This is a genomic window from Trinickia acidisoli (assembly GCF_017315725.1).
Taxonomy (GTDB): domain Bacteria; phylum Pseudomonadota; class Gammaproteobacteria; order Burkholderiales; family Burkholderiaceae; genus Trinickia; species Trinickia acidisoli.
The window spans coordinates 3,379,870-3,391,694 of sequence record NZ_JAFLRG010000001.1 but is presented as its reverse complement, the minus strand read 5'-3'; the positions used below and the strand labels follow the sequence as shown (position 1 = coordinate 3,391,694).

Here is an 11,825-nt window from a genome sequence, read left to right as displayed (position 1 = left end):
CACGGGGCGTCGTTTTTTGGACGCAAATTGACGCGCGGAGGCAACAAAATGCGAGGCGAGAGCATGGGCGAGGAGCTGGCGCGCAGAATTGGCGCGGAAATTGCCCGCCAGCGCAAGGCCGCCGGATACACCCAGGCGCGAGTCGGCGACGCGCTGGGCTTGGAGAAAGAGACGGTTTCGAGGATCGAGACGGGGGCGATTGCCCCGACGCTCTTTCGCCTCTCGCAGTTCGCGGAGCTGTTCGGGTGCCCTCTGAGCGCCCTGTTCGGCGAATATCGGGGCCGGTCGTTGGAGGATTCGGCAGACGTGGCCGCCGCGCTGGCGGACCTGCCGGAGGACGCGAGGCGGGCCGCGCTGCGGGTGGTCTCGGAGTTCGCGGCGGTGGCGAGGGAGCGAGAAGAATTACGGCGGCAAAACGAGGCGTTGGGCGTCCGGATGGCGGAGCTGGAACGCCGCTACCTGTCCGAAGCCGTGCCGTCGAAGCCCCCAAGGCCGCGCAAGAAGCTGGGCCTGTGAGGCGGGCGGACGCCGAGGCGGCTTTCAGGGCCGGGGCGAAGAAGCGCCGCCCCGGCCTCTTGCCATTGTCCGCTCGGGAGGCGCGTCAAGGATTCGCTTCGCCGGGCTGCGCCCGCCCTTGACCCTAACTTCGCCCGCGCACAGTTGCGCATTCAGACGCGCGTGACGATGGCCAGAAATTCTTGGCGCACAAGCCTCTTTTCGTGCGCCTCCAAGTTTCGGCCAACCGTCCTGCCGCCCAAGCCCAGCAGCAGTCCGTCAACTTCCCGAATGACACTTTTGGGCGACGCCTTGCAGGCTGTCGCGCAGTGAGGGGTCAGCGCTGCGACGAACACGGCAACATACGCTTTGAGGGCTGCCGTTGCTTGCTCTGCGTTGAGAGCCGCAGCCGGTTGCTGGATTTCAAGATGATTGGCGAAGACGCCGGGTTGCGCGTTGGTGAGGGTCAGAAACGCCCCCACGTCTGCGGCTGACCAACATTTGGAGGTGTCTGCCTCCTGGCTCAAACCCGATGACTGGTTTGTTCTTCCGGCGCAATCGATGCCGAGAAGGTGGACGCGGACGCCAAAGGCTTGGGCGATGGACACGCCAGCGCGCACGTCTTCGTCGCCGGACAGCAATATTGCGTCGTCGATGGCGTGATTGCGGGCCAATTCAATCAGGTCGGTGATGATTAGGGCATCAACGCCTTTTTGTTGGCCAAAGTTGTTGATAATGCCGAGTCGAAGTTTGACGTTGTCGGATTTCGCGAGCGCCAATTGCTCCGCGCTGGGGGCTCCCGCTGCGCCGTCATACCAGTAGATGCGCAACAGCTCTTGTGTTGGTGTCGCGCTCGCCAGCGCTCGAAGCTGGGTCAGCACGGCAGTTGTGTTGAGCGAGCAAAGCTCCCGTTTGACCGGTGCTTGGTCGGCTGAGAGCGCGGCGGAGCCTTGGGCGAAAAGATAGCCTGCGTCCACAAAGACGGCGGTTTTTTGCATAGTTATTGGCGGCCACAACGTAAAAAAGGCCCGAGAGGGCCTTTTGTAGTATGGGACCCCGCTCCGGGGATATGTGCAACTTAGTAAGGAGAAGGGTCCACGCGGCAGATACTATCTTTTGCTGCACAAAACGTCAACAACGATTTGGGGGCGAGGCCTCAGTGGCGTCACGGCGGCGTAGCCGCCGTGACGCCACTGAGGAGGCGCGAAAAGCGCTTTCAGCTTTGGACACCAAAAAAGGGACGAAGTTCAAAATTTCTGCGGCAACGCCACGTCGAAAAGATCAATTGTCTCTTTGAGCTCAGCGAGCGGCTTGTCGTGTTGGTAATTCGTGAAGTGCGGACTGCTGAAATCAACTTTGGCCTGATCGTAGTGGCCAACCAAGGCCATGAGCATGGCGGGATGGACGTTGCGCGCGCTCATGCGCGCGATGAACGTGTGCCGGAAGCTGTGGAAAACCTTGCGGTCGTCCGTTATGCCGATCTCGTCCAAATAGTCGCCGAAGCGCCTGGTGACATTCTTTCCATAGCCGTTTTTGCCCGGTTTCAGTTCGGGGAACAGTTGCGTAGCGCCACTGGCCCTCGCTTTTTCGACGTAGGCCAGAAAACCAGATTCGACTACCGTCCGGTGCAGGGGGATGCGGCGCAGGGAGTTCGAGTTCTTTGCTTTGACGAGTTCGAAGAACCAAACATCCCCGTCCCGTTGAATTTGCGACAAGGCGAGGCTCGCCAGCTCTTCAAGTCGCGCGCCCGAATACAACGCAAGGAACGGGAGCCATCGATAGCCCGGTTTGTCCATTCGGGCGGTGTAGGTGTCAGGGGCAAAAATGGCTTTTAGGTCGTCGGCGCTGAAAGGTTTGTAGGAGCGCTTTTGCTGTTCCAGCTTCGACTTCGAAGACACCTTGGCGTTTTCGAATGGGTTTGGGCCGGGGTGCTGGCCGTTCGCCAATGCATAGGCGAAAAGGTCTCGCAAGTAAGAGAGCTTCGAGTTTATGCGGCTGGCGCTCCCGCCTGCGTCAATGAGTTTGTTCTTGTATGAAACGGCGTCATCGAGCGTGTAAGCGTCCATAGTCCGCGCGCCAGCGCTCGCCGAGAAGTCATCGAACGCGCCTTGCTTGGCTGTGATCGTCCTGGGCGCGTTGTCGAGGGATTTTTCCCGCGCGTAGAGCTTCACGACGTCTGCGAATGGCTTGCCGCGTTTTTTCGGCGCGGAATTCGCTTGTTGGGCGGCAATGGCTGCGGCCACGGCGGGCGTGAAAACCGGCAGATCGAGCGGGGCGGCCAGGCGATCGCCGAACATCTCTTTGGCGAGCCGAACGTCCTCGGCTGTTTCGATGTTCTTGATTTGGGTCCCGTCGGGCAACACGACGTCGAACTCCCGAGCATTCGTGCCCGATAGGTCAAAATCAGAGGCTTTCGGCTTGTTCATCGCCAGTTCCAGATTGAACGCGAGAGCCCAAATCTTAGCTTGGCGATAGTCCTTCGTGCGCAGGGATTTCTTCGTCTCCCGTCCGGCGCGGATCAGCCTGAGATAGTAGACGCCGAAACGGTTTTGGTAGAGATGCGGCAGCTTGTGCATTCGCGGATGGCTCACAAGGTGGCTCACCGCGCGCACAAGACAAAAGGCCCGTGTTCCTGAGAACACGGGCCTCTGCGAAGATTTGGTGGCGAATCAGGGATTCGAACCCCGGACCTGCGGATTATGATTCCGTCGCTCTAACCGGCTGAGCTAATTCGCCGAAGAAAAAGGATTATGGTCACAACGGGCCAGGCTGTCAACCCCATTGTTGAACGCGAAGGGGCGGCGAGTAAAGTCGTCCCCCAACAGCGCCACCGCCCGCCCCGCCGTGCTCTTTCAATCTTCCGCGTAAATGTTCGAGTCCTTGGTTTCCTTCACGAACAGCATCCCGATCACGAAGGTGCCCAGCGCCACCACGACCGGATACCAGAGTCCCGAGTAGATGTTGCCCTGTGCCGCCACGATCGCGAACGCCGTCGCAGGCAGAAAGCCGCCGAACCAGCCATTGCCGATGTGATACGGCAGCGACATCGATGTGTAGCGAATGCGCGTGGGGAACATCTCGACGAGCATCGCCGCGATCGGCCCGTACACCATCGTCACGTAGATCACGAGCAACGCAAGGATCGCCACGGTCATCGGCCAGTTCAGTTGCGACGGGTCGGCCTTGGGCGGATAGCCGGCGCTCTTGAGCGTTCCCGCCAGCGTCGTGCTGAATGTTTTCGCCTTGTCTTTCGCGTCGGCCGCCTTGCCGTCGTATGTGTCGATCACCGTATCGCCGACCTTGATCTGAGCCATCGTGCCCGCCGGCGCCGCCACGTTCTCGTAGTTCAGCCCCGACTTCGCCAGCGCGCTCTTCGCGATGTCGCACGAACTCGTGAACTTGGCCGTGCCGACCGGGTTGAACTGGAACGAACAGTCGTCCGGATTGGCGATGACGACGATCGGTGCCCTCTGTTCAGCAGCCTCGAGCGTCGGGTTCGCATAGTGCGTCAGCGCCTTGAACAGCGGGAAGTAAGTCAGCGCGGCGATCAGGCAGCCGGTCATGATGACGGGCTTGCGGCCGATCCGGTCCGACAGCGAGCCGAAGAACACGAAGAACGGCGTGCCGATCAGCAACCCCAGCGCGATCAGGATATTGGCGCTCGTGCCGTCCACCTTCAGCGTTTGCGTCAGGAAGAAGAGGGCGTAGAACTGGCCCGTATACCAGACCACCGCTTGGCCGGCCGTCAGGCCGATCAGCGCGAGAATCACGACCTTCAAGTTCTTCCATTGGCCGAACGATTCGGTCAGCGGCGCCTTCGACGTCTTGCCCTCGGCCTTGATGCGCTCGAATGCCGGCGATTCGGCCAATTGCAAACGAATCCAGACGGAGATTCCCAGCAAAATCAGCGACGCGATGAACGGGATGCGCCAGCCCCAGGCGCCGAACGATTCCTCGCCCATCGCCGTGCGCACGCCCAGGATCACGAGCAGCGACAGGAACAGGCCCAGCGTCGCCGTCGTCTGAATCCACGAGGTGTAGTAGCCACGACGGTTGGCCGGTGCATGCTCGGCGACATAGGTGGCCGCGCCGCCGTACTCGCCGCCGAGCGCGAGGCCCTGCAGCAACCGCATGGCGATGAAGATGACCGGAGAGGCAAAGCCGATCGACGCGTAGCCGGGCAAGAAGCCGACGACGAAGGTCGACAAGCCCATGATCATGATCGTGATCAAGAACGTGTACTTGCGTCCGACCATATCGCCGAGCCGCCCGAACACGAGCGCGCCGAACGGGCGCACCGCGAAGCCCGCCGCGAAGCCGAGCAACGTGAAGATGAAGGCGGCCGTCGGGTTGATGCCGGAGAAGAAGCTCTTGCTGATGTAAGCCGCGAGCGAGCCCGCTAGATAGAAGTCGTACCACTCGAATACGGTACCGAGCGATGACGCGAAGATTACTCGCTTCTCGTCGCTCGTCATCTGCGCGCGCGCAATTTGCCCGCCAACGGTTGCCATGAGTCGTCTCCAAATAATTTTTGATATTGAGTTCGCAGGCGGCCGCACTTGGCGCACACCCCGTCGTCGATTATTGGAACGGAAACTTACGGCTCACTGACGCCGAAGACATCTTCGTTGCCTATCCGTCAGAAACGGATTTGGTGGTTTTTTTCTATCTTTGTGGCGCTAAAACTTTGAAACATCGTTGATTTAACGATGGCGGTCGATTCGTGCGCGGAAGTGGACGCCGCCGCGGTACCGCGCTCTCAGGGTAAGCACGGAGTGGTTTCCGAAATCGGCAGACTAATGCTAACCAGCGTGCCCGCGAGGCGCGGCGACGCTTGGTAGACGTGATCGTCGAGCGTGAGCGTGCCGCCGTGCATCGTCGCGATTTCCCTGACGATCGCAAGGCCTAGGCCGCTGCCGTCGCCTTCTCGTCCGAGGATGCGATAGAACCGCTCGACCACCTTGGGCCGCTCGGCCGGCGCGATGCCGGGGCCCGTATCTTCGACTTCGATGTGCACGCGATCCGCCTCGCGCTGTGGCCGCACGCGCACGGTGATGCGGCCACCGGCCGGCGTGTAGCGGATGGCGTTGTCGATCACGTTCGACAGCATTTCTCGGAGCATGATCGGGTTGCCTTCGACGAAGACAGGCTCGTCCGGGGGCTCATAGCCGAGGTCCATCTGTTTGGCGAGCGCCGCGCGCACCCAGTCGCGCACCGCGAGGCGCGCGAGGTGCGTCACTTCGACATGCGAGAAGACGTGCCCCGACATGCGGTTCTCCGCGCGCGCCAGCGCGAGCAACTGCGTCACGAGGCGCGCGGCTTGGTCGGCGCCCGTCCCGATCTGCTCGAGCGAGCGTCGCACCTCGGGCGGCACCTCGTGGCGCAGCGCGAGTTCGGCCTGCATCTGTAGGCCGGCCAGCGGCGTTTTCATCTGATGCGCCGCGTCGGCGATGAAGCGCTTTTGCAAGTCGATGTTTTGCGCGAGCCGCGTGAGCAGGTCATTGAACGACGTGATGAGCGGCTCGATCTCGGGCGGCGCGCTCGATGCTTCGAGCGGCGAGAGGTCGTCGGGCCGGCGCGTGCGCAGGTTCGATTGCAGCGTCGTCAGCGGGGCGAGCCCGCGCGAGAGCCCGAACCAGACGAGCACGATCGCCAACGGCAGGATCACGAACTGAGGCAGGATCACGCCTTTGATGATCTCGTTGGCGAGTGCGCTGCGTTTGTCGAACGTCTCGGCCACTTGGACGAGCACTGCTTGTCCCGCGTCTGCGCCCGCGCCGGCGGGAAGCGCCACCGTCGTGTATGCGATACGGATGTCGTTGCCGTGCAGCGTCGCGTCGCGAAATTCGACGAGACCGGGCTGCGGACGATCGTCCTCGCTCGGCAGCGGCAGGTCGGATACGCCCGTGACGAGTTCGCCGCGCGTGCCGATCACCTGATAGAAGACTTTGTCGATGTTGTCGCCCGTGAGGAAATCGCGTGCGGCCTCGGGCAGGGTCAGCGTGGCCACGCCGTTGACCGGGTGAATTTGTCGCGCGAGCACGTAGGTGTCGGTCTCGAGCCCGCGGTCGAACGGTCCGTTCGCGATCGTCTTGGCCACGAGATAAGTGACCGCGATGCTCATCGGCCACAGTAGCAAGAGCGGCGCGAGCATCCAGTCGAGAATCTCGCCGAACAGCGAGCGGGGCCGGCTCGTCGCGCTCGGCTCGGTTTCGTCGGGCGGCGCGAACGGGTTGGCGCGGAGGACGGCGCGCTCGGCCGCAGGCAGTTGCGCGTCGCGCGGCATGGGCGGGAGCGAGCCGGGTGAGCCGGGCGAAGGTTGGACGCCGTCCTGCTCGGAAATGGGCGAGGCCACGGCGGGCCTACTTCGGTCGGGCGCTTGCGGCAACGTCGGTTTGCGTCGGAGAAGGGGCGGGCGCGTTCGGGACGTCTGGCGCCGGAGTCACGATCGCGCGGGGCAGCGGCGTGGGCGTGCCCGTGCAGCTCGAAGCAGGTTTCTCCAAGCAGTAGCCGAGCCCGCGCACGGTAATGATGCGCACGCCGCTCGGCTCGATCTTCTTGCGCAGGCGATGCACATACACTTCGATCGCGTTGTTGCTGACTTCCTCGCCCCATTCGCAAAGATGATCGACGAGCTGCTCCTTCGACACGAGCCGGCCGATCCGCGCAAGTAGCACTTCGAGCACGCCGAGCTCGCGGGCGGAGAGGTCGAGCACTTGCTCGTTGACCGCGGCGACGCGCCCCACCTGATCGTAGGTCAGCGAGCCGTGCCGCACGAGCGTCGGCCCTCCGCCGCTGCCGCGCCGCGTCAGCGCCCGCACGCGCGCTTCGAGTTCGTTCAGATGAAACGGTTTGCTCATGTAGTCGTCGGCGCCGAGGTCGAGCCCCTTCACGCGCTCGTCGACGCCGTCGGCGGCCGTCAGGATCAGCACGGGCAATGCCGAATTGCGGGCGCGCAGGCGGCGCAGGACTTCGAGCCCGGACAGGCGCGGCAGGCCGAGATCGAGGATCAAGAGGTCGAACGTCTGCATCGACAGCGCGGCATCGGCTTCGCTTCCGCTCTTGACGTGATCGACGGCATAGCCCGATTGGCGGAGTGATCGGACGAGGCCGTCCGCGAGTATGCTGTCGTCTTCGGCAATGAGTATTCGCATGATGCGCCGCGCGGCCGGCCGGCGCTTTCGTGCCGGCCCTGAGCGGGTGTCTCCGATGGTCTTGTCTGGATTCGATGTCGGGGGCGGCTCGCACGTGGCGCCGGGTGGACGCTCCGTTGCCGCAACGCAAATCCGCGTGCATCGGGCTTGCAAAGAACCCTGTTTTTTTATACAGTGTCTGCGTTTCGTGCGCTAGCCGGAAATAGTGTCGCAAACGTGGGGCGCCTGCGTGATCGACTGTGTGATCGACTGCGTGATCGCAATCGCGTCTCACAGGCTTCTCACAGACGTCTCACAGACGTCTCACAGACGTCTCACAGACGTCTCACAGCGCCCCATCGCCCGGCCCGCCCGCCTCAGACGCCCGCTCATCATAGCAAAGGACGATTCATGGAAGAAAGCAAGAAAGGCTCGGCTGGACTGACGGCTGAAAAGAGCAAGGCGCTCGCCGCCGCGCTCGCGCAGATCGAAAAGCAGTTCGGCAAGGGGTCGGTCATGCGGCTCGGCGATGGCGAGGTGGCCGAGGATATCCAAGTGGTGTCGACGGGGTCGCTGGGCCTCGATATCGCACTCGGCGTCGGCGGTTTGCCGCGGGGCCGCGTGGTGGAAATCTACGGGCCGGAATCGTCGGGTAAGACCACGTTGACGCTGCAAGTCATCGCCGAAATGCAAAAGCTCGGCGGCACGGCGGCGTTCATCGACGCCGAGCACGCGCTCGACATCCAATATGCAGCGAAGCTCGGCGTGAACGTCAACGATCTGCTCGTATCGCAGCCCGATACGGGCGAGCAAGCGCTCGAAATCACCGATGCGCTCGTGCGCTCGGGCTCGATCGACATGATCGTCATCGACTCGGTCGCGGCGCTCGTGCCGAAGGCCGAAATCGAGGGCGAAATGGGCGACTCGCTGCCGGGCTTGCAGGCGCGGCTTATGTCGCAGGCGCTGCGCAAGCTGACGGGCACGATCAAGCGTACGAACTGCCTCGTTATTTTCATCAACCAGATTCGGATGAAGATCGGCGTCATGTTCGGCAATCCGGAAACGACGACGGGCGGCAACGCACTGAAGTTCTATGCATCGGTGCGGCTCGACATCCGCCGTATCGGCTCGATCAAGAAGAACGACGAAGTCATCGGCAACGAAACGCGCGTGAAGGTCGTCAAGAACAAAGTGTCGCCGCCGTTTCGCGAGGCGATCTTCGACATCCTCTACGGCGAGGGCATTTCGCGCCAAGGCGAAATCATCGATCTTGGCGTGCAAGCGAAGATCGTCGACAAGGCCGGTGCCTGGTACAGCTACAGCGGCGAGCGGATCGGCCAAGGCAAGGACAATGCGCGCGAATTCCTGCGCGAGAATCCCGACATGGCGCGCGAGATCGAAAATCGGATCCGCGAGTCGCTCGGCGTCAACGCGATGCCGGTCGGTAGCGGCGGCGACGTCGAAGTAGCCGACGAAGAAGAGTAAGCCGCGCGTGATACGCAAAGGGCGGGTGGCGCCGGGCGGTCCCCGTGAAGGGCGCCGCTTCGGTGCGCGCGAAGGGCTTCGCGGCGAAGCATTGGGTGCCGACGTAGGTGCCTCCCATGCCGATCCGCTCGACCCTTCGTCGAATCACGAGGCGTCCGATTCGTCGTCTTCCGCGTCCGAAGGCGGCGGTCGCTCGCGTCGGCCTACCCGGTCGCTCAAGGCGCGAGCGATCGACTATCTCTCGCGGCGCGAATACAGCCGCGCCGAGCTCACCCGCAAATTGGCGCCGTTCGTCGAGGAGGGCGATGCGCTCGATCCGCTGCTCGATGCGCTCGAGCGCGAAGGTTTGCTATCCGACGCGCGCTTTGCAGAGAGCGTGATGAACCGGCGCTCGGCGCGGATGGGGGCAAGCCGTATCGTCGGCGAGCTTCGTCAACACGGGCTCGACGGCGCGCTGATCGAATCGGTCGGCTCGCAACTGCGCGACACCGAGCGAGCCCGTGCCCAAGCGGTGTGGCGCAAGAAGTTCGGTCAGTTGCCGCAGTCGCCGGCCGAGCGCGCGAAGCAGGCGCGCTTTCTGGCGATGCGAGGTTTTTCGGGCGCGACGATCTCCCAAATTCTCAAGGGTGACGACGACTGGCGTGACGAGTAGCCGCGTGTCGCCGCGTGGCGCGATTTGCGCCAGGGGTGCCGCGCGTGCGACTGCGGCATGCGGTGCGGACGTACCACAAAGTGGGCGGCCGGCGTCTCAAATATCCGGTATGGTAAAATCCCTCGGTTCTCCTCTCCAGCCGTTCCCCTCGCATGCCGCTTTCGCCGCCCGTTTCCCGCCAGTTGCGCCATCACCGCGCAATCCGAGCGGAAGCCTTCGAGCGCGACGACGGCTTGTGGGATATCGAGGCGTGTCTGACCGACCATAAGCCGCGCGATGTCGCATTGGCTCCCGGTGTCCGGCCCAAAGGCCTACCGATCCATGAACTCTGGCTCCGCATCACCATCGACCGCAAGCTCACCATCGTCGACGCCGAAGCGTCGTCGGAATGGGTGCCGTATCCCGGTCATTGCGAAGCCTCCAATCCCGCCTATCGCGCCCTCATCGGTCTCAACCTCCTCAACGATTTCCGCCGCCAAGCTCGGCGCTTGCTCGCCGGAACGACTGGCTGTACGCATCTCACCGAACTCTGCTCCATCCTCCCGACGGCCGCGGTCCAAGCATTCGCCGGCGACGTCTGGAACCCGCGCGATAGCGCGACGGATGCACCGGAAGGTTCCGACGCTCATCGCGAACCGCCGTTTCAACTCGACCGCTGCCATGCGCTACGGTTCGACGGCGAGGCAGTGCGGCGTTTTTATCCGCGCTGGTACGGGCACGTACCGCGCAGCCTCCAAACGAGCGGCGCCTCGGCGGGCAAGGCGTCGATCTCCGTAAGCCGCACGGCGCAGTCCGACGCGCCCGGCTCGAAGGCACTCAGCGATCACGAAGTTCAATCCAACTCTCAGACTGAAGGGAATCACGCATGAAGATTCACGAGTACCAGGGAAAGGAAATCCTGCGGAAATTCGGCGTCGCGGTACCGCGCGGCAAGCCGGTGTTTTCGGTGGATGACGCGGTCAAGGCCGCTGAGGAGCTGGGCGGCCCGGTTTGGGTCGTCAAGGCGCAGATCCACGCGGGTGGTCGCGGCAAGGGCGGTGGCGTGAAGGTAGCCAAGTCGCTCGAGCAAGTGCGCGAGTACTCGAACCAGATCCTCGGCATGCAGCTCGTCACGCACCAAACCGGTCCGGAAGGCCAGAAGGTGAACCGCCTGCTGATCGAAGAAGGCGCGGACATCAAGAAGGAGCTCTATGTCGGCCTCGTGATCGACCGCGTGTCGCAAAAGGTCGTCGTGATGGCTTCGAGCGAAGGCGGGATGGACATCGAGGAAGTCGCCGCAAAGACGCCGGAAGCGATCTACAAGGTGGCCGTCGACCCGTCGAAGGGGCTGCTCGATTCGGAAGCCGACGATCTCGCGAAGAAGATCGGCGTGCCCGATGCTTCGATTCCGCAAGCGCGCGCCATCCTGCAAGGCCTCTACAAGGCCACCTGGGAAACGGACGCATCGCTCGCCGAAATCAACCCGCTGATCCTCACGGGCGACGGCAAGGTGATCGCGCTCGACGCGAAGTTCAACTTCGATTCGAACGCGCTGTTCCGTCATCCCGAAATCGTCGCGTACCGCGATCTCGACGAAGAAGATCCGGCTGAAGTCGAAGCGTCGAAGTTCGATCTCGCCTACATCTCGCTCGACGGCAACATCGGCTGCCTCGTGAACGGCGCGGGCTTGGCCATGGCGACGATGGACACGATCAAGCTGTTCGGCGGCGAGCCGGCGAACTTCCTCGACGTCGGCGGCGGCGCGACGACCGAAAAGGTCACCGAAGCGTTCAAGCTGATGCTGAAGAACCCGGACCTGAAGGCGATCCTCGTGAACATCTTCGGCGGCATCATGCGCTGCGACGTGATCGCGGAAGGCGTGATCGCCGGCTCGAAGGCGGTGAACCTGAACGTCCCGCTCGTCGTGCGCATGAAGGGTACGAACGAAGACCTCGGCAAGAAGATGCTTGCTGAATCGGGCCTGCCGATCATTTCGGCGGACAGCATGGAAGAGGCTGCGCAGAAGGTCGTCGCGGCTGTCCAGGGCAACGCGTAAGCGGCTCGGGCGCAACCGGATACGA

The 11,825-nt window shown here is 63.0% G+C and carries 10 protein-coding genes and 1 tRNA gene; 5 read left to right on the top strand and 6 right to left on the bottom strand.

Translation table 11 applies throughout. The features are described from left to right. Positions 1-63 precede the first annotated feature (63 nt). Positions 64-516 carry a helix-turn-helix domain-containing protein gene (locus J3485_RS15520; protein ID WP_242538582.1) on the top strand — a complete coding sequence of 151 codons (453 nt, stop codon included), beginning with the start codon at positions 64-66 and terminating at the stop codon, positions 514-516. Between the two features lie 152 nt (positions 517-668). Here J3485_RS15520 and J3485_RS15515 read toward each other — a convergent pair whose 3' ends face one another. The 6 genes from J3485_RS15515 to J3485_RS15490 form a co-directional block, all read right to left on the bottom strand. Next, positions 669-1,493 carry an NYN domain-containing protein gene (locus J3485_RS15515; protein WP_206954115.1) on the bottom strand — a complete coding sequence of 275 codons (825 nt, stop codon included), beginning with the start codon at positions 1,491-1,493 and terminating at the stop codon, positions 669-671. Positions 1,494-1,742: 249 nt separating this feature from the next. Continuing rightward, positions 1,743-3,071 carry a site-specific integrase gene (locus J3485_RS15510; RefSeq protein ID WP_206954112.1) on the bottom strand — a complete coding sequence of 443 codons (1,329 nt, stop codon included), beginning with the start codon at positions 3,069-3,071 and terminating at the stop codon, positions 1,743-1,745. Between the two features lie 83 nt (positions 3,072-3,154). Continuing rightward, positions 3,155-3,231: transfer RNA gene (locus J3485_RS15505), tRNA-Met, on the bottom strand. Between the two features lie 116 nt (positions 3,232-3,347). Beyond that, entirely contained in the window at positions 3,348-5,006 is a 1,659-nt protein-coding gene (locus tag J3485_RS15500) for an MFS transporter (RefSeq protein ID WP_206954104.1), read from the bottom strand. A 248-nt stretch (positions 5,007-5,254) separates the two neighbouring features. Next, entirely contained in the window at positions 5,255-6,781 is a 1,527-nt protein-coding gene (locus J3485_RS15495; protein WP_206955833.1) for a sensor histidine kinase, read from the bottom strand. 76 nt (positions 6,782-6,857) lie between these two features. Beyond that, on the bottom strand, positions 6,858-7,649 hold the full coding sequence (locus J3485_RS15490; RefSeq protein ID WP_206954102.1) for a response regulator transcription factor: 792 nt from the start codon (positions 7,647-7,649) through the stop codon (positions 6,858-6,860). Between the two features lie 390 nt (positions 7,650-8,039). On the opposite strand from J3485_RS15490, the gene recA reads away from it, so the two are divergent. From recA to sucC, 4 genes are all read left to right on the top strand, one after another. Beyond that, a complete protein-coding gene (recA, locus tag J3485_RS15485; protein ID WP_206954100.1) occupies positions 8,040-9,113 on the top strand; it encodes a recombinase RecA in 1,074 nt (357 codons plus the stop codon). Between the two features lie 7 nt (positions 9,114-9,120). After that, positions 9,121-9,765 carry a recombination regulator RecX gene (recX, locus tag J3485_RS15480; RefSeq protein WP_206954092.1) on the top strand — a complete coding sequence of 215 codons (645 nt, stop codon included), beginning with the start codon at positions 9,121-9,123 and terminating at the stop codon, positions 9,763-9,765. 152 nt (positions 9,766-9,917) lie between these two features. Beyond that, positions 9,918-10,634, top strand: a complete 717-nt coding sequence (locus J3485_RS15475) for a DUF2889 domain-containing protein (RefSeq protein WP_206954090.1) — start codon at positions 9,918-9,920, stop codon at positions 10,632-10,634. Next, positions 10,631-11,800 carry an ADP-forming succinate--CoA ligase subunit beta gene (gene sucC, locus J3485_RS15470; protein WP_206954081.1) on the top strand — a complete coding sequence of 390 codons (1,170 nt, stop codon included), beginning with the start codon at positions 10,631-10,633 and terminating at the stop codon, positions 11,798-11,800. Before J3485_RS15475 ends, sucC begins: the two co-directional genes overlap by 4 nt. Positions 11,801-11,825: the final 25 nt, after the last annotated feature.

Coding starts and splice junctions, on each gene's coding strand:
- J3485_RS15475 (WP_206954090.1), top strand. CDS start 9,918: ATGCCGCTTTCGCCGCCCGTTTCCCGCCAGTTGCGCCATCACCGCGCA.
- J3485_RS15500 (WP_206954104.1), bottom strand. CDS start 5,006: ATGGCAACCGTTGGCGGGCAAATTGCGCGCGCGCAGATGACGAGCGAC.
- J3485_RS15495 (WP_206955833.1), bottom strand. CDS start 6,781: ATGCCGCGCGACGCGCAACTGCCTGCGGCCGAGCGCGCCGTCCTCCGC.
- J3485_RS15515 (WP_206954115.1), bottom strand. CDS start 1,493: ATGCAAAAAACCGCCGTCTTTGTGGACGCAGGCTATCTTTTCGCCCAA.
- sucC (WP_206954081.1), top strand. CDS start 10,631: ATGAAGATTCACGAGTACCAGGGAAAGGAAATCCTGCGGAAATTCGGC.
- J3485_RS15520 (WP_242538582.1), top strand. CDS start 64: ATGGGCGAGGAGCTGGCGCGCAGAATTGGCGCGGAAATTGCCCGCCAG.
- J3485_RS15490 (WP_206954102.1), bottom strand. CDS start 7,649: ATGCGAATACTCATTGCCGAAGACGACAGCATACTCGCGGACGGCCTC.
- J3485_RS15510 (WP_206954112.1), bottom strand. CDS start 3,071: ATGCACAAGCTGCCGCATCTCTACCAAAACCGTTTCGGCGTCTACTAT.
- recA (WP_206954100.1), top strand. CDS start 8,040: ATGGAAGAAAGCAAGAAAGGCTCGGCTGGACTGACGGCTGAAAAGAGC.